This is a genomic window from Microcoleus sp. T3_D1, assembly GCF_036700405.1.
Classification (GTDB): domain Bacteria; phylum Cyanobacteriota; class Cyanobacteriia; order Cyanobacteriales; family Microcoleaceae; genus Microcoleus.
Genome location: NZ_JAUBOV010000040.1, coordinates 1 through 17,981, shown reverse-complemented (window position 1 = coordinate 17,981; position 17,981 = coordinate 1). Strand labels below are relative to the sequence as shown.

The following is a 17,981-nucleotide window of genomic DNA, read 5'->3' as shown; positions in this document are numbered from 1 at the left end:
AGTTGACTGTTGTCAGTTGACCGTTGTCAGTTGACTGTTGACTGTTGTTATTTCTTATTTGTTACCTGCTACTAATAAGCAATAACCATAGCACTTCTGGGTTTAATGAGGTACGTCTGGTAATTGGTAATTGAGAAGGATGTATAGCGGTTTTCTCTTGAAGTGAAATGCTAATCTGTAGGGTGCGTCGCCCTCAGATGAGAAATGAAACTTGCAGATTTTTCCGGGCGACGCACCTTACCCTTATCAATAGCAGATATAACAATTTGTGGCGTCCAGAACTGTAATAATTACAGTCAACAGTCAACAGCAAACAGTCAACTAACTACTTCCCCAGACTCTGATATTTACTCAATAAAGCAGCAAAGCGCTTGTAATCCACAGGCTTCCTCAAATACTCCGCCGCTCCCAATTCCAAACCCTGATTTTTGTCGTCCAAAAAAGTTATCATAATCACTGGAATATCAACCAAATCTGGATCGGCTTTCAATGCCGACAGCACCGCCCAGCCGTCCATACTTGGCATCATCACGTCCAGAAGAATCGCGTCCGGCAGCAGCTCCTTAGCCAACAGCAGCCCCCCTTGACCGCTAGCCGACGATCGCACCCGAAATCCCTGTTTCGACAAGCAGCGAGTCATCAAATCCCGCGCATCTGGATCGTCATCAATCACTAGGACAGTAGCAGCATCGGGCAGATCCAGCGGTTGCGATCGCACTTCTGGTGGCTTCGCTTCTAACTCCTCGGAATACTCTGTCTGAATTTCTGGGATTTCTCGATCTTCCTGCACTTCTTTCGGGCTTGCAACCGCAATCGGCAACCGGATCGTAAAACTAGAACCGCAATCAAACTCGCTCTCAACCGTAATGTCTCCGCCCATCATCTGGCAAAACTTCCGGCTAATTGTCAGCCCCAAACCCGTGCCGCCGTATTTGCGGGTAGTAGAATCGTCCGCTTGAGCGAAAGCTCCGAACAGCCTCGACACCTGATCCTCAGTCATGCCGATGCCGGTATCGGTTACTTGAAACACGATCGAAGGCTGTTGACAGCGAGAAGGATCTGCCGAGAGTTCTTTGGAATTGCCGCGCGGCAAAACCTCCCCTTCTTCCTTACAAACATTAATCGTAATTTTGCCTCGATCGGTAAACTTAGCAGCATTGCTCACCAAATTTAACAGCGCTTGCCGCAGCTTCGACGAATCGGAGTAGATCGTGCCAATATTGCGATCGCAATTGACGATCAAAGTATTGCCATTTTTCCCTAGCGTCGGTTGAACAGTAGTGACAACCTGCTCGATCAAATCCAACACCTCAAAAGTCTCCAAGAAAAGAGTCATCTTTCCTGCTTCAATTTTAGAAATATCCAGGATGTCACTAATAATGTTGAGCAACTGCTTGCCTGCCATATTAATGCTTGCCAAATCCATCACAAACTCTTCTTCGCCAAGTTCCAGAGCCTCTTCTTGTAGCAGCTCGCTGTAGCCGATAATCGCATTCAAGGGCGTCCGCAACTCGTGAGTCATATTTGCCAAAAAAGTGCTTTTCGCCCGGTTGGCAGCTTCGGCAGCATTCTTCGCGACTTCCAATTCCTCCGATCGTTCCTCTAGCTGCCGCTGCCGCACTTCCAAACCGTTGAGCAAACTGCTAATTTGCTGAGCCATTGTATTGAGAGTAGAAGATAGCACCCCGATCGCGTCATTAGAAACCACAGGCGATCGAGCCGTCAAATCACCGCTTGCCATCTGTTCGGCAGTTTGCCGCAGCAAGCCGAGATTCCGAATAATTGCCGACACAGACACAAAAGCCACTATCCCCGCGATCGAACTCAAAACCAAAGCCCCCAGCAGCCAGTGCTGAGTGCGGCTCGCCACAAAGAGAGTTTGCTGCACCAGCACCCCCATTGCTGTCTCAGAAACCCCCGCCCCCGGAGCTGAGGCAGCTTTTATTGCCAGCAAATAGTTCTTCATATCCACAGAACCCATCCACCCGACTCCCACCGCCATCCAAGTTATCAGTACCAAGATGACAAACAGCCCGCTCAAAGAAGCCCGAGTTCCCAAAGAAATCTGCCTCGGAGCAAATGCCGCCGCCCAAGGATAGGCTTTGAGAAAAGGATCTGGCGCAACCGGTGCGCCGGAATTCCAAATCTCCTCAATTTGACCGTCCAACCTCACCTTACCAATCCGCACTGTTTTCCAGGTATGCTGAGTTTGGGCATCTATTTTTACCTTGCCCGAAGGCGCTGCAAACTCAATATTTTTAGCAGCCGCCCTGACTTTAACCACATTTGTGGAACCAGCTTTTTCTACTGCTTGCTTCCACAGGTAAACGCCCAAATAAGCCGCTTCGATCGGGTCATCCGTGACTCGATTTTCCCCGTATCGGGCTTTATAAGCCTTGACAAATTTACGATTTTCTGATGTATCCACCGTTTGAAAATAGTTCCAAACCACCAAGTGTCCCGCAATATTGGACGGCCCGATCGCCCGCACTTCCTCTTCTGCTACGCTGACCGACATCACCGGCAAATCATCGGGTTTCACGCCAACTTCCCGCAACTTTTGGAAAAAAGCCACATTGCTATCGCCGTTGAGAGTGTTGAGAATAGCATCGGGTTTCACTGCTAAGATATGTGCGATCGCCTCGCCCACTTCCCTCGAACCCAGCGGCAGATAAACTTCCCCCGCCAACTCTCCCCCCAGTGCCGCCAGTTGAGCTTTCACAATCAGATTTGCCGTGCGGGGAAAGATATAATCCGAACCCAACAGGAAAATTTTCCGCTTCCCCTGTGCCAGCAAGTAATTCACCCCAGGCACAATCTGTTGGTTCGGGGCAGCACCAGTGTAGAAAATATTCTGACACTGTTCTAGCCCTTCATACTGAACCGGATAGAACAGCAACCCGCTGCCGTGCTCGAAAGCCGGCTGTACAGCTTTGCGGCTCGCCGAAGTCCAACAGCCAAATACCACCGCCACCTGCGCTTCTAGGAGCAATTGCTTAGCTTTTTGAGCAAAAGTCTGCAAATCGCTGGCTCCATCTTCTATAACCGCTTCCAAGGGGCGTCCGAGCACCCCTCCCGCCGCATTAATTTCCTCAACAGCCAACAGCGTCGCATCTTTAACTGAAATTTCGCTGATGGACATCGTGCCCGTCAGCGAATGCAACACGCCTATTTTGATCGGCTCACGAGTCGGGCCGGCTGCTTCGAGGGGGTTACTGCTCCTTGCTCCCATAGGGTTTTAGATATTTTTTTTTACTAATAACAGAAATTTTAGTTCGATCCTGCTGGAGGTTAGCCTTGACGCTCACTCTTGTTTAGCAGATTATTTAACCCGATCGGCACCAAACTTGCCAATTGCGGCCCCCTGTTGATTTTAACCGTCAAACTGCTCTACATCTGACTTAAGTCTGCATTAAATCTGTCGCCTATTTCTCTCTTCATCTTTTACCGATGTCCAAAGAGCCTCATCCAACAACATTCGACACTTAATGCCATCGCGCGCGCCGCAGAAAAATTGTCCCCCCCTCCTCCCCAAGGCTGTTTCATTCTCTTGTAGGGGCAATCCCCCCGTGGCTGCCCCAATCCCCTCGTGAAGAGCCCCAATCCCACCAAATCCCTAACAAATCGTGGATGGATCGGGTCGGCATTCAGCGCACGACAAGAGTCAAAAGGCTGGTTTTCCTAACAATGAAACAGCCCTGCCCTCATACCTCTCCCCTACTCATTCACGGCCCGCGCCTTGCGACTCACCAAGCAATCTCACGCACTATTCCCCTTCCCCTATCTCCTTTCGGGCTCATGGAACTTTCCGTAATTTATCTTAACTATAAAACTCAAAACTCAAAACTCTTCACCAGCCCCTATCTCCCTTCAGACAGAGGGAAGCCTTCATGATTTCCCTTATTATAAATATAAGGTTAACTTGTAACTAGCCTGGTTAAAAATAAATTTTGCAAACAATAGGGTCAAGACAAATGAATATTGAAGAAAATGCGACCCACACTGGCAGCGAAAATCAAGTAACGCTACCAAAATCAAAGGAAACATTGCTCGGCGAGGAAACAGAAAAAGCCCTCGGTCAGCAAAAACAAGAAAATGCTCAAACTATGCGCGCTGTCGAACAGTTGAAAGAAGAACTTCAGCACAAAATAGATGAAGAATGTCATCACAAGGTAAATTAAAACTAATAGGTTTTTTTTCTGGTGTGGGTAAGATGGGGTCTTGCCCACACCCGCCTTTTTAAGACCGAATTAAATAAAATTTTAAAAGTATAAATTCTTTTGGGTTTAAAAAAATAGTCTTGGACGCACGGGCGACCATCCAGCAGTTTTTTACAAAAATACTTGATTGCAGCCAGCAGAAACGGTAAAAAAACAATAATTAAGTATGAAAGTCGCAGTTAGTTCAAGACTGCAAATAACTGTTCCCTATGCCATATTCCATATTCCATATTCCATTTGTTATTTATTCTTTCTTCCTAGAGGTAGAGTGCAACGCAGCCCCTAGTTACCTATGATGAGTTTATTAAGTAAAAAATGTCTGAGATACAGATAGGGAGAAACCCATGAGCACTAAAGATAGAGCAAATGCAACTGGCGACAACATCGCAGGCAAAGCTCAAGAAGCCCTAGGTAATGTTACTGGCGACCCGAAGGATAAAGCAGAAGGCAAAGCCAAGCAGGCAAAAGCTGAAGCGGGTCACGCGATCGAAGATGTAAAAGATGAGCTCAAAAAGAAACTAGACTAAGCCTAATACTAATTGAGAGGGTCGAGCAACCTGACCCTTTCAAGTATTCAAGTTGTTTTCAGAAGGGAGGAAAAAAGGTGAGTTTATTGCAGCAGAGTCGCAAAATGATTGCGGGCTTACTCTTGGTTTTAATGCTGGCAGTTACTACTGCGTGCGCGCCCAGCGTTTCAGCCCAAAAACCGACTGATGTACCTGTAGCAATTGGTGGCAGTCAGGGTTATTACGCCCAGCTAGAACGTGGCAATACCGCCGCAGGTCAAGATTTTGGTCAATGGGTAACAAAGACGGCTCAGGGCTTGGTTCAGGATGCTTACGTCCGCGACAATAACAAATTGGGAGTTGTAATTACCCCGCAAGTCCGCCCGACTGAAGTGAAAGATTTGGCGAAATCTTTAGCACAAGGTTTTCACCGGAATTTCCCAAATCAGGATGTAAGTGTTTTGGTTTACGCTCCTGACAAAAAACTGATTTTGACTGCTAAGTACGACCAGCAATCAAATCAGATTGAATACAAATCTTGACCGGTTAGCAAGCTTAAATGATAGCCGCGTGGCGGTTTAATATTCCGCAGTTTTTTGAAGGCGAAACAATCTCAATTTAAGACTGAAATGTTGTGTAGATTGGAAGAGAGTTACCATGAGTAGCAGCGATAATTACAAGAGTCAAATCATGAAAGATTTGGCCCAGGGCGATCGAGAAATGATGCCGGAGACAACTGGTGAAGATTACGAAAATTTTGACGATTTTGCTCAGAGAACTTCGCCGGCTCAGCGCAAACAATTATTTGGGCGTTCGCTGAATCACGACTCGCTCCCGCCGGCTCAGTTGGAACCAGAATTGCAAAAGGCGATCGCCCAAATTAAGCCAAACGAACGCGACGATGTAGCGCGGGAATTCTTCAAGCATTTGGGCAAGAGAGGATTGGACGATCGCCAATTGGAAAAGCAGCTAGGACTTTCTACCCACCACGCCAGCCGCATGAATGCTGACGATGTTACCAAGCTGGCCTCCTTCACCTATCACAATCACCCGGATATTTTCCAAGAAGTGCTGGCAGAACAGCCGAGTTTGATGAAGTTTTTGGGAAATCCAGTTGTTGCTGGTATTTTGGGAATAGTTGCCGCTAAATGGCTCAACAACCGCAAATAATCGAGCAAACACTTTCACTCTTGACTGCCAATCTTTTTGATTGCAATTAGATCAATTCCGGTGGTGTCGGAATGATATAGAAGACACGGCAGTGCCGTTTCCCTACCGCGATTAATTGTAGGGAGACGGCACTGCCGTGTCCTGATTTCGGGTAAGATTAATTCCGATGCCACCGGAATTGATATTACTAATTATTCGTCACATATAAAAATAGCTGCACAGCAGTCAACAGCGGCACACCTGACACTCGGCAAAATTAAATGTAGGATTAAGTGTTGCCTTGATACTCCCCAGGGCTGAAGCCACGAGGATTCTTGACGTATTCCACAAAGGGACTCTCAAAGGCGTCATCAAATCACCTCTAGACGCTCAAAACAACTACCAGTACAAAAGGTATTGCAATTGCGCTTACTTTTAAATTGTATTTGCTTGCTTTCGGAGTCCATCACTTTCGCCAGATAGGTACGCTTCACACTCTGCCGTTACTTGTCAGTTATACAGGCTTACTACGATCGTAGTGGTGGCTCACTGTGCCGGGATTTCTCCGATACTAGAGTGTTTCAACACGTAGATGATTGTTCTTACTTACAATTTAATTCTAACACAACCTTTCAATTAGTTATGTAAAATATTGAAGGCGGTTGAAACCGCTGGCGACTTCCTCCCCAGGTCTAAAGCCCGGGGCTTCCGTCTCGTTATTTGGTGAATGATCGAAAAAGATGAACATATCTACTATTTGGCGAAGAATCCGCAGCCAGCAAGCCTTCTGCTTGGCTGCACTCCTGGCAGGTTGCCTCCTATTTATCGGTTGTTCCCCCGCCCAGTCAGCGGCTGGCAATTCAGTCGATCCCAAGTTAAAAGAGCAAGTTTTGCAGATTATCCGCGAAAACCCGCAAGCAATTTTAGATTCGGTACAAGCGTACCAGCAACAGCAGCAGCAGTCTCTCAAAGCAGCGCAGCAATCATTTTTGCAGGAGATGAAAACTAATCCCAAATCTTCGATCGGGGATTCTCCCAGCACGGGTTCAGCTTCGCAGCAGATTGTACTTTTAGAATTCTCTGACTTTGAATGTCCCTTTTGCGCGCGCGCTCACGATACTGTCAAGCAGTTTATGGCAAAACACCAGGCCAAAGTTACTTTAGCTTACAAGCATTTACCCTTGACTTCTATTCACCCTCAAGCGCTGCCAGCAGCTAAAGCAGCTTGGGCGGCCCAACAGCAGGGCAAATTCTGGGAATATTACAGCGCTTTGTTTGAGGGGCAGAAACAGTTAGGCGAACCATTGTACGGATCGATCGCCCAAAAGCTCAATCTAAAATTAGATAAATTCAACACCGATCGCAACAGCCCCGCCGCCGAAGCCGCCATTGAGAAAGACGTGCAACTCGCTCAACAACTGGGCATTCAAGGCACTCCCTTCTTTATTATGAACGGTCAAACTTTCTCCGGGGCGGTCGAGCTTTCTGAGATGGAAAGCATTCTCGCCTCTGTCTCGAAATAAGTAATTCCTGAGTCTTGGAAACCGAGTCTAAAAATGCGTTCCCAGCCTGCTTTGGCTGGGAACGAGAAAAACCCGAAAAACTCGAAAAATCTTTGATTAAACAGCAGCCAACTCAGGAGTCGGGCGCTTGCTGTGGCGGATACCCTCGATCGCGCCTGCGTAATCATTCGCCTTAAACACAGCAGAACCAGCGACGATCGCATTTGCGCCGGCTTCCAAAACCTGCCAAGTATTGTTCCCCTTCAAACCGCCATCTACCTCAATCCAAGGATCGAGGCCCTTGTCGTCGCACATTTTACGCAACTGGCGAATTTTCGGCAAAACAGCCGGGATAAAACTTTGACCGCCAAAGCCCGGATTGACGCTCATAATCAGCACCAAATCGCAAAGTTCCAGCACGTACTCGATCAACTCCAGCGGCGTCGAAGGATTCAGAACCACACCAGCTTGCTTGCCCAATTCCCGAATTTGGCCGAGGGTGCGGTGCAAGTGAGGCGAAGCATTATGCTCGGCGTGAACCGAAATAATGTCAGCACCAGCCTTAGCGAAGTCCTCCACGTACTTCTCCGGCTCCACAATCATCAAGTGGACATCGATCACCTTGGTAGTAACAGGGCGAATTGCCTCAACAATCAGCGGCCCGATAGTAATATTAGGAACAAAGCGACCGTCCATCACATCTACGTGAATCCAGTCAGCCCCAGCTCGATCGACAGCCTGAATCTCTTCTCCAAGACGGCTAAAATCGGCTGATAATATGGATGGAGCAATAACGATGGGTTTTTGGGATTGGGTCATGGCTAAGTCTGTTCTCCTGACTGCTGTGCTGTATCCAGTTTATCAAAATACGGGTCTCCGGGTCGAAAAGTTGCCAACGATCGATCGCCAGATCCCTAGCACCGAAAAATTTTGCCTGTGATAGACAAGTTTTGCGATCGCACCAGCCCTGCTATCGGAATTTTGGTTTAGGATATAAATTTTCCCTCTAACAAATAACTTGTGTGCAAAATCCGACCTTCTGCAAATTTTGAGTACCGAAATTATGAAAAAAACAGATCCCTTAGAAAATCCTGAACTCGATCGTGCCAGTCTGTTTGTATTAATGATCCCAGTCATCGGCTTTTTCCCCGCCCTGTGGACTCTTTACCGCCGCCAGGGTAGTCCCGAACGCAAAGCCATCAGCCGCTTGGCAATTGCCCTTGCTTTTAGTTGGCTCTTAGGACATATTCTTTTAGAAGCTGGAGCGATTTCTGCGGAATCTCGGACACTTCCCATGTTATTAATGAGTAGCCTGCTAACAACCAGCTATTTCATCGTTGCTCTGGGACTGATGGTTCGCCTCTGGAAGCGTCAACCGCTATGGTTGCCCGGAATTAGCCGCGTAGCCGAGCAAGTAGTAGGCAAACATTTATCATAATTTAGGGTTCTTTTAAGCCCCTACCCTATTGATTGAGTGCGTCTTCAGCTTGATACTACATATTGCCATTATCTTTTTTATTTTTGTTGTGTGTGAGGAAGCCAGTGCCAGCTCAAAAAATTCCTAATCAAGACCCTATCCAACAATCAACTGCTCAACCTGCAACCAAAAAAGCTTCCCAGCCCCATCGAGGCCGCTGGCTGGGTTTTGGTTTTGGTTTGGCTGGAGTAGCCATGCTCTCAGCCACAGCCGGAGCATTGCTAGCCGTCTCCCTTTCCACAACGCCGCTTCAGCAACAAAAGTTGAGCCCTGAAGAAGCGGCAGTATTTTCTCAAGGCGACATGGCAAAGCTCAACATGAAGATGCCAGAGCTGACTCGCCCAGTTAATATTTTAGTTTTAGGACTTAAAGTTCTGACCTCTGACATCGAAGGAAGTGTCAACAAAGATGTCGGACACGAGGTTTGGGAAAACTCATTTAAGGGCTTAACCGATACCATGCTGTTGGTTAGGTTTGACCCTCAAAATAAAAAGTTAAGCGTGCTTTCCATTCCGCGAGACACCCGCACCTATGTTGAAGGTAGAGGGGAGGTGAAAATAAACGAAGCTAATTACCACGGGGGCCCGGCTTCGGCAGCGAAGTCAGTCAGCGGACTCCTGGGCGGTGTGGGAATTGACCGCTATGTCACAGTTAATATTCATGGCATAAAAAGTTTGGTCGATGCCCTGGGTGGCATTACTATTAATGTCCCTAAAGACATGAAGTATACCGATCACAGTCAGCATTTATATATAGATTTAAAGGCTGGCAAGCAGAAACTAAACGGCGAACAAATCGTGCAATATTTGCTTTACCGGCACGACGATTTGGGTGACATCGGGCGGGTGCAGCGCCAACAATTGTTGATGCGGGCTTTTGTGGAACAGGAAGTAAATGTAGGTTTGCTGTCTCGACTACCGAAGATTTTATCGGTGATTCAGTCTCACCTTGACACGAATTTGAGTATAGAAGAATTGGTGGCTTTGGCTGGTTTTGCTACTCAAACCGATCGCGCTGGCGTGCAGATGTTGATGGTTCCCGGCAAATTTAGCGATTCTAAGGACTACAAGGCAAGTTTTTGGTTGCCAGACCAATATGCCATCGAAACTATGGTGGCGGAACATTTTGACTTCGGCCAAAATACTTGGACAATTGAGAATGCTGATTCGACTTTTCTGAAAGTGGCGATTCAAGATAGTACCGGCGATCCATCGGCTGTTGAAGCTTTTGTCAATAATTTGACTCAAGCGGGTTATCGGAATGTTCAGGTTTATAAAGCTTGGCCCGAACCGCTGGAGGTAACTACTCTAGTAGCTCAACAAGGCGATCTTAAAGGTGCTCAAGCGATTCGCCAGTTTTTGGGTTTTGGAGATGTGCTGGTTGAGAGTACCGGTTCTTTGCAGTCCGACGTGACAATTAGATTGGGTAAGGATTGGTTGGAGCAAAAGGCTCAGTCCGGCAGTGCGGCTAAGTCTTTTTAAACTGGATTTTAACTAGGGTATTTGTAGGGACACAGCAATGCTGTGTCCTCTTCTTTTCTGTTGGTAGAGATGGAGGCGATCGCTTTTTTGTCGATTTACTGATACTATATTTTTGAGTGATGATGAATCACGATCGCAATACCGATACTTCCCTCCGCAACCTGAACTGAAACAATAATCAACGAGGGAAAGCTTAAAATATTTTATAAAGGTAGGGTTGATGAACAACGGTCCTAAAATAGACCGACAGCGGGAACATCAAGCAAATGAACGCACGTTTCTTGCATGGTTGCGAACTTCACTGGCTTTAATTGGTTTTGGGTTTGCAATCAGTCGGTTCAGTTTATTTCTCCGTCAATTTCAAGCTACAGTGACTCAGCAAGAAGTTTCCTCCCCTCCCTTCTTCAACTCAGAAACTTTAGGGCTGAGTCTGGTAGTTTTTGGCATTGCGGTGATTGCCTTAGCAGCATGGCGTTATAATCGAGTTTTCTGGCAAATTGAGCGAGGTGATTATCGCCCAAATCGTGTGCTAGTTTGGATTCTAACTGGAGTTGTAATGATTTTAGGAACGTTAAGCATTCCGTTGTTGCTATGGCGCGATCGCGGAAATATAGCTCCCACTTCAACTCCTAAAAACTCTCAATTCTAAGTTAACCCGATCGCTTAGCTAAAGTGCCTATTTTTTTGTTGATTAAAGGGGCCGATTTTCGGCAAATCTCGATCGCTCTTTAATCCAATCGAGTAAAATAGGATTGACCAATTCCGGCGCTTCATCCTGGGGACAATGACCTACGCCTTCCAAAGGAATAAACTTTTCAACAGCCGGAAACTTTGCCAATTCTCGCCCCAATGCGATCGGCTCCCAAGGGTCATCTGTCCCCCACAAAATCAAAGCAGGACAGCTTAAACGCGGCAACAAATCCTCCGGTAGCGGGCCTTGAGAATAACTGATAAATGCTACAAATACTTCCACTGCGCCGCTGTCTTTAGCAGGTTCCAGCAGCATATTTACCAGTTCGTCGGTGACAGATTCAGGACGGCGATATGCTTGCAAAAGCACTTTTTTTACTGTTTTTGGCGTTGCTAATTGTTTAAAAAATAATTGACTTATCCACTTGACATTTAAAACTTTTTGTGCAATTGGCGCTCCGAAACTGCGATACCAAGGCAATTCGGCGCGTTTGCGATCGTGCAGCAAGCGCAGGGAACAATTGAGTAAAATTACGCCCTCAGCAATATCGGGAAAATCCACTGCTGCTTGCATAATTGCCACACAGCCGATCGAATTTCCCACCAAAAAAGCCGGCCCGCCCGCAACTTCCCGACAAAAATCAGCAATTAGCTGTCCCCAAGTTTCAAAAGTATAGTCAATTTCAAGCTTGGGCGCGGGTTTAGCAGAAGCGCCAAAACCGATGAGGTCGATCGCATAACACCGACAATCAGCAGCCAGCGCCGGCAAATTCTTGCGCCAGTGGCCCCAAGACGCACCGAAACCGTGAACAAACACCACCGCAGGCCCCTGGGAACCTGCAGCCTGGTAGCAAATCGGAAAGCCTTTCCACAGCCAAGTTTGAGGCCGGGCAGCAGTTAACGTAGAAGAAGTCATATAGGTAAAAAAGTGAAAATTTAAGAGTTGGAAGGACTTCCGTCATTACTACAAACCGTATCGCAATTCGAGGCAACCACGGAGACATAAATCGCAAACCTTCATTCCCTCCTCCCTCTGCGCCCTCTGCGCCCTCTGCGGTTAAATCCTCTTCCTTCTTCTTTGCAGTTAGAGCCGCTATTATGCCACCATTAAAAGTGCTGAATTTTTTGCCTTATTGAAATTTCCCCTATGCCAACGATCGCCCCAACTTCCGTCGTGCCGTTTCTCGGTTCCGAAATTGTACCCGACTACGACACTGCTAAAGTAGTTATCTTACCAATTCCTTACGAAGCTACCACCACTTACCGCCGGGGGTGCGAAAACGGGCCCGCTAAACTTCTAGAAGCTTCTCATCAACTCGAGTGCTACGACGAAGAATTGGATTCCGAAGTTTGCTACGATGTCGGAATTTATACACAAGAGCCGATCGCCGATACTCGCAACAGTCAACGGGTTTCATCCTCAGAAATGCTGCAAGTCACCCAAGCAGCAGTCTACCAGCTAGTTACCGAAAATAAATTTGTGATCTCCCTCGGAGGCGAACACAGCATCACTGCCGGCGTTGTCGAAGGTTATCGCCAAGCATACCCGGATGAACCTTTCACAGTCGTGCAAATCGATGCCCACGGCGACTTGCGGCACGAGTACGAAGGATCGATTCACAACCACGCCTGCGTGATGCGACGTGTTGTAGATATGGGCTTACCGACACTGCAAATCGGGATTCGCGCTATCTGCAAGGAAGAAGCAGACTTGATTAAAGCAAAACAGCTAAACGTGATTCGAGCCAGAGAAATCGCTACTCAACCGGATTGGGCAGATCGGGCAATTGCCAGCATAACAACTAAGCGAGTATTTTTGACGATCGACTTAGACGGCATCGATCCGACTTTAATTCCAGGGGTGGGAACACCCGAACCGGGCGGGTTAAATTGGTATTCCCTCACCGCATTTTTGCGCCGCATCTTCGAGTCCTACGAAGTAATCGGGTGTGACATTATGGAATTAGCACCTATTGTAGATTCTGTAGTCTCAGAATTTACCGCCGCCAAATTAGCATACAAACTTATTGGATACCAAGCTCTGGCTCAAGGTTGGCTAAAGCCAGACGAGGGATAAATCGCGAAGCACGAATCACAATAGGCTGTTGGCAAGGCTAGAATTAAGCTAAAGCTAAACAACAGCCAATTTTATTCGTGCTGATTGTTTCATCTTTCATGCTGGCAAATACTGCTCTTCACCTCCTGAAAACATGAGTTTACTAATGGATACAACGGGTACTCCCATTAACGGCTACGCTCCCGATTTTGAACTGCCGGGAGTTGACGACGAAGTTCACCATTTAGCTCGATATTTAGAAAAATTTCGGGCGATCGCGGTGATATTTATGTGCAATCATTGCCCTTACGTGCAGTTGTATCTCAATCGTATGAAAGAACTTCAAGCAGATTTTCAAGCTCGAGATGTTACTTTAATCGGGATTAATGCTAATGATGCAAACCAGTATCCCGACGACAGTTTTGAGAATATGAAAATTTTTGCCGCCAACAATCAACTCAACTTCCCGTACATCCGGGATGTTGCTCAAGATGTGGCTGAAAGTTTTGGGGCTTCTAAAACGCCGGAGGTTTTTTTGTTAGACCAAGACGGCAAACTGCGCTATAAAGGTTTAATTGACGACAACGGTGACGATCCGGCGGCGGTGCAGGTTTCTTATCTGCGAAGTGCGATCGACCAATTGCTCAACAGTCAACCCGTTGAGCCTTCAACTACAGAGGCGATAGGCTGTTCCGTCAAATGGCGATCGTAGTCATTAGTCAGCAGTCATCAGTCATTAGAAGATGATAATCCTGGACAAACAGAATCTACTTGTAAGGTGTGCACGGCGCACCTTACTACTACAGATAGTGTAGATCGCCCTAGGGCAAATTATAATACAGCCTTGTGGAAAGAAAACGCATTTTCAACTCGATCGTCGCAGCCGCTGTAGCGCTGACACTGCTGATTGCTTGGAACTTGTTTAAAAGCGTTTCCCCAACAACAACACAGAAGCAAACGTCCTTAACCCTATCCGCTGCTATCAGCCTCTCGAAAGCTTTAGGGGAAATCAAAACTGTTTATCAAAGCAGTAATCCGAATTTTACTATTACTTATAATTTTGGTGCTTCCGGCGCCCTCGCACAGCAAATTCAGCAGGGAGCACCGGTAGATGTATTTTTCAGCGCCGCCACCAACCCAATGGATGCTTTGCAGCAATCTAACCTACTAATTAACGACACGCGCCGCAATTTGCTGACAAATCGCCTGGTTTTGATTACTCCTAAAAATGGCGTAGTTTTGAGCGATTTCAAACAGTTGGCAGATGCCCGAATCAAGAAAATTGCGATCGGCGAACCGAAAAGCGTACCTGTGGGCCAATACGCTCAGGAAATGCTAAATAAACTTGGATTGTGGGGGCAAATACAGCCAAAATTAGTGCTAGGAAATAACGTCCGCCAAGTGCTGACATTCGTCGAAAGCGGTAACGTTGATGCTGGTATAGTTTATGCAACTGACGCCACAGCCTCAGACAAAGTAACTGTGCGGCTAACGGCTGCCGAAAATTTGCATTCGCCCATTGTTTATCCGCTGGCAGTTATCAGAAACAGCCGCAATCCGGCTGCTGCGAAAGCGTTTGTTGACTTTTTGGCGGGCGATCGGGCTAAAATAGTATTTCAGAAATACGGATTTGGGATGGCTCACCAATTAGTCTCATACAACTGAGATGTTGCACCATTCTCAATTACTTGTTTAGCAACAGGCTTTTCGGCCTGTTCCACAAGAAAATTCACTCTTTGTGGAACAGGCCGAAAAGCCTGTTCTTGAGAATGGTGCAAGATGTGAGATACAACCAAATTTTGTAGGGGCGGGTTTTACAAACAATATCTAATTCCCGCCAACAATCTATATAAACCCGCCCCCACACAACAGATAACCTTGTGTATTCAAAGAGGTACATTTCGATTTGCCCTTGGGTGGGGGCGGGTTTACGAGATTATTGGTATTAGCCGAAGATTGTTGGTAAAACCCGCCCCTACCAGCGTTTGTTGACTTTTTGGCGGGCGATCGGGCTAAAATAGTATTTCAGAAATACGGATTTGGCATAGTTCGCCAATTAGTCTCATACAACCAAATTTTGTAGGGGCGGGTTCACCAACAATATCTAATTCCCGCCAACAATCTATATAAACCCGCCCTCACACAACAGATAACCTTGTGTATTCAAAGAGGTACATTTCGATTTGCCCTTGGGTGGGGGCGGGTTTACGAGATTATTGGTATTAGCCGAAGATTGTTGGTAAAACCCGCCCCTACGAGCGAATCCCAAAATTATACATTTTGATTTATCTTTGGGTGGGGGGGTTTAGGAAATTATGTGTTTGAGGCAATTATTGTTGGTGAAACCCGTCCCTACGATTTATGGAATTTGATATTTCTCCGCTCTGGATATCTCTGAAATCATCAGCCATCGCCACTTTCTTTACCTTTTTCATGGGAATAGCCGCCGCGCGGTGGATGCTTTCAACTCGCATCAGAGGTAAAGCTTTGATTGAAGGCATTTTCATTTCTCCCTTAGTTTTGCCGCCGACAGTAGTGGGATTTTTGCTGCTGCTGCTGTTTGGGAGAAATGGGGCGATCGGTCAATTATTGCTACAATTCGACTTAACTATAATTTTCACTTGGCAAGCGGCCGCCATTACTGCCACCGTTGTCTCATTTCCCCTCATGTACAAAACTGCTTTGGGAGCTTTTGAGCAAATTGATGCCAATCTTCTCAACGCAGCCCGCACTTTGGGAGCCTCGGAGTGGCAAGTCTTTTGGCGAATTATGTTGCCGCTAGCATGGCCGGGAATTTTAGCAGGAACTATTCTCGCATTTGCCCGCGCTTTGGGTGAATTCGGCGCGACGTTGATGTTAGCGGGGAATATTCCCGGACAAACTCAAACTATCCCGATGGCAATTTATTTTGCTGTGGAAGCAGGGGATATGAGGCAAGCTGGTATTTGGGTTTTGATTATTCTGAGTATTTCTTTGAGCGTGCTAACTGCTGTTAATTTTTGGACAAATTTACAAAGGAGCTCGCTCAAACCGAATTCGAGCCAAAGACTGCAATCAAATCTTCCTAAATTCGCGTCTACTTTTACCACAAAACCCCAACAACAACCCAAAAGCGGACTTTGTTTAAACATTTTTAAACCTCTCTCCGGCTTTGCCTTGGATGTCGGCTTCGATATCGGCCCGGAAGTGCTGGGAATTTTGGGGGCGTCGGGTTCCGGCAAAAGCATGACTCTGCGCTGCATCGCTGGTTTGGAAACTCCCAGCAGCGGTAAAATTGCAGTCAACGGCAAGGTTTTATTTGACTCAGCACAGGGCATTAATATACCTTCTAAAGACCGCCGCATCGGTTTTTTGTTTCAAAACTATGCTTTATTTCCTCACCTGAGTGTTGCTCAAAATATTGCGTTTGGCTTGCAGCATTTATCTGAAAGCGAGCAAAAACTTCGGGTAAAAGAACAGCTAATTTCGGTGCAAATGTCGGGACTGGAAAACCGCTACCCGCACGAACTTTCGGGGGGCCAACAGCAGCGGGTGGCTTTGGCGAGGGCGATCGCCCCTTCTCCAGAATTGCTGCTGTTAGACGAACCGTTTTCTGCTTTGGATACTCACTTACGCAGTCAACTGGAACGCGAGTTAATGCAGACTCTGGCTAATTATCGGGGAATTACTTTGTTTGTCAGCCACAATTTAGAGGAAGTTTACCGGGTGTGCAAAAATCTGTTGGTTTTGGCCGAGGGAAAGCCGATCGCCTTTGATACCAAAGAGAACATTTTCGATCGCCCTGGGAATTTCACCGTCGCCCAGTTGACGGGCTGTAAGAATTTCTCAACAGCTAAACCGATCTCCGTAACTCTCGTGGAGGCGATCGACTGGGGATGTACTCTGACTGTAGTCGAACCAATTCCCAACTCTCTAGTTTCTGTGGGAATTCGGGCTCATCAACTGAGTTTTGTTAGCGGGTGCGATCGTGAAAATACTTTTCCTTGTTGGATCGCCTCGACTGTGGAAACTCCGCACCGGGTGACATTATATCTCAAATTGCACTCGCCTCCCCATGATTCCCAAGATTATCACTTGCAAGCCGAAGTTTTCAAGGAAAAGTGGAGGGCTATTAAGGACAATCCTTTTCCCTGGTATGTTCATATCGAGCCAATTAGGTTAATATTAATGGAAGCCTGAGTTAACTAGCAATATACCGTTAACCGTCAATGGGAGCATCTCAGTTTTGTAAAAAGCATTTTTTTTATTGTAGTGCGAGCGTCCCCGCTCGCGTATTGTACAATACGCGAGCGGGGACGCTCGCACTGTAAATGCCAAACTGAGATGCTCCCACCGTCAACACTCAAAACTCAACAGCTAAATACATCTCAACCAAACATCAAATCATGACTGAAAAAGTTCAAAAAACCGACGCCGAATGGCAACAACAACTCACGCCCGAACAGTTTAAAGTCACCCGCAAAAAAGGAACGGAAAGAGCTTTTAGCGGCGAATATCACGACAACAAAAAAACCGGACTTTATAAGTGTATTTGCTGCGGCACTGAGCTATTTAAATCAGAAACAAAGTACGATTCCGGTACCGGTTGGCCGAGTTTCTACGCTCCCGTTAGCGAAGAAAATGTCAAGTGTGAGTCCGATAACACCTTGTTCATGCGCCGAACAGAGGTACTGTGCGCTGTTTGCGACGCTCATCTCGGTCACGTATTTAACGACGGGCCCAAACCTACCGGTCAGCGTTACTGCATGAATTCTGCTGCTCTTAATTTCGTTCCCAAGGATTGATTCTTTTAGGGGTTCGCCTGTCCAACCCCTACTCCCCACAAAAACTCAATCCGGTTGTGGAACAGGCATCTTGCCTGTTCACCTAGCATTCACAGAAAAAAAATAAATCCGGTTGT

General features: G+C 46.8%; 17 protein-coding genes. 14 read left to right on the top strand and 3 right to left on the bottom strand.

The features are described 5' to 3' along the window. Window positions 1–325: 325 nt before the first annotated feature. Window positions 326–3,232, bottom strand: coding sequence for an urea ABC transporter substrate-binding protein (gene urtA / locus QT992_RS18790; RefSeq protein ID WP_333318584.1), 2,907 nt, complete (start codon window positions 3,230–3,232; stop codon window positions 326–328). Between the two features lie 742 nt (window positions 3,233–3,974). Here urtA and QT992_RS18785 point away from each other — a divergent pair. From QT992_RS18785 to QT992_RS18765, 5 genes are all read left to right on the top strand, one after another. Continuing rightward, on the top strand, window positions 3,975–4,181 hold the full coding sequence (locus QT992_RS18785; protein WP_333318582.1) for a hypothetical protein: 207 nt from the start codon (window positions 3,975–3,977) through the stop codon (window positions 4,179–4,181). A gap of 383 nt (window positions 4,182–4,564) precedes the next feature. Further along, window positions 4,565–4,747 (top strand): CsbD family protein, encoded by a 183-nt coding sequence (locus QT992_RS18780; RefSeq protein ID WP_333204751.1) that lies wholly within the window; start codon window positions 4,565–4,567, stop codon window positions 4,745–4,747. 77 nt (window positions 4,748–4,824) lie between these two features. Next, on the top strand, window positions 4,825–5,268 hold the full coding sequence (locus QT992_RS18775) for a hypothetical protein (RefSeq protein WP_333318580.1): 444 nt from the start codon (window positions 4,825–4,827) through the stop codon (window positions 5,266–5,268). Window positions 5,269–5,383: 115 nt separating this feature from the next. After that, entirely contained in the window at window positions 5,384–5,896 is a 513-nt protein-coding gene (locus tag QT992_RS18770; RefSeq protein ID WP_333219786.1) for a hypothetical protein, read from the top strand. A gap of 719 nt (window positions 5,897–6,615) precedes the next feature. Beyond that, window positions 6,616–7,398, top strand: coding sequence for a DsbA family protein (locus tag QT992_RS18765; RefSeq protein ID WP_333377466.1), 783 nt, complete (start codon window positions 6,616–6,618; stop codon window positions 7,396–7,398). 96 nt (window positions 7,399–7,494) lie between these two features. Here the strand turns inward: QT992_RS18765 and rpe are convergent, their stop codons facing one another. Beyond that, the gene (rpe, locus tag QT992_RS18760; protein ID WP_333318576.1) at window positions 7,495–8,196 is read right to left on the bottom strand and encodes a ribulose-phosphate 3-epimerase; all 702 of its coding nucleotides are present in this window, start codon (window positions 8,194–8,196) and stop codon (window positions 7,495–7,497) included. Between rpe and QT992_RS18755 the strand changes: the two genes are divergently transcribed. The 4 genes from QT992_RS18755 to QT992_RS18740 all read left to right on the top strand — a co-directional run bounded on the left by QT992_RS18755 (window position 8,195) and on the right by QT992_RS18740 (window position 10,984). After that, window positions 8,195–8,317 carry a hypothetical protein gene (locus QT992_RS18755; protein WP_333336521.1) on the top strand — a complete coding sequence of 41 codons (123 nt, stop codon included), beginning with the start codon at window positions 8,195–8,197 and terminating at the stop codon, window positions 8,315–8,317. The two genes, rpe and QT992_RS18755, sit on opposite strands and share 2 nt — an antisense overlap. Before the next feature lie 123 nt (window positions 8,318–8,440). Next, complete coding sequence (locus QT992_RS18750; RefSeq protein WP_333336519.1) at window positions 8,441–8,815, top strand: hypothetical protein; 375 nt, start codon at window positions 8,441–8,443, stop codon at window positions 8,813–8,815. 104 nt (window positions 8,816–8,919) lie between these two features. Further along, entirely contained in the window at window positions 8,920–10,335 is a 1,416-nt protein-coding gene (locus tag QT992_RS18745) for an LCP family protein (RefSeq protein WP_333318573.1), read from the top strand. Between the two features lie 220 nt (window positions 10,336–10,555). After that, entirely contained in the window at window positions 10,556–10,984 is a 429-nt protein-coding gene (locus tag QT992_RS18740) for a DUF202 domain-containing protein (protein ID WP_333318571.1), read from the top strand. 42 nt (window positions 10,985–11,026) lie between these two features. Here the strand turns inward: QT992_RS18740 and QT992_RS18735 are convergent, their stop codons facing one another. Beyond that, on the bottom strand, window positions 11,027–11,941 hold the full coding sequence (locus tag QT992_RS18735; RefSeq protein WP_333377462.1) for an alpha/beta fold hydrolase: 915 nt from the start codon (window positions 11,939–11,941) through the stop codon (window positions 11,027–11,029). Between the two features lie 231 nt (window positions 11,942–12,172). On the opposite strand from QT992_RS18735, the gene speB reads away from it, so the two are divergent. The 5 genes from speB to msrB all read left to right on the top strand — a co-directional run bounded on the left by speB (window position 12,173) and on the right by msrB (window position 17,865). After that, the gene (gene speB, locus QT992_RS18730; protein WP_333318567.1) at window positions 12,173–13,102 is read left to right on the top strand and encodes an agmatinase; all 930 of its coding nucleotides are present in this window, start codon (window positions 12,173–12,175) and stop codon (window positions 13,100–13,102) included. A gap of 133 nt (window positions 13,103–13,235) precedes the next feature. Next, window positions 13,236–13,793: a thioredoxin family protein gene (locus QT992_RS18725; protein ID WP_333318566.1), complete on the top strand. Its 558-nt coding sequence runs from the start codon at window positions 13,236–13,238 to the stop codon at window positions 13,791–13,793. A 134-nt stretch (window positions 13,794–13,927) separates the two neighbouring features. Then, window positions 13,928–14,746: a molybdate ABC transporter substrate-binding protein gene (gene modA, locus QT992_RS18720; protein ID WP_333377458.1), complete on the top strand. Its 819-nt coding sequence runs from the start codon at window positions 13,928–13,930 to the stop codon at window positions 14,744–14,746. A gap of 696 nt (window positions 14,747–15,442) precedes the next feature. After that, window positions 15,443–17,260 carry a molybdate ABC transporter permease subunit gene (gene modB / locus QT992_RS18715; RefSeq protein WP_333343069.1) on the top strand — a complete coding sequence of 606 codons (1,818 nt, stop codon included), beginning with the start codon at window positions 15,443–15,445 and terminating at the stop codon, window positions 17,258–17,260. A 206-nt stretch (window positions 17,261–17,466) separates the two neighbouring features. Continuing rightward, on the top strand, window positions 17,467–17,865 hold the full coding sequence (msrB, locus tag QT992_RS18710) for a peptide-methionine (R)-S-oxide reductase MsrB (RefSeq protein ID WP_333321349.1): 399 nt from the start codon (window positions 17,467–17,469) through the stop codon (window positions 17,863–17,865). Window positions 17,866–17,981: the final 116 nt, after the last annotated feature.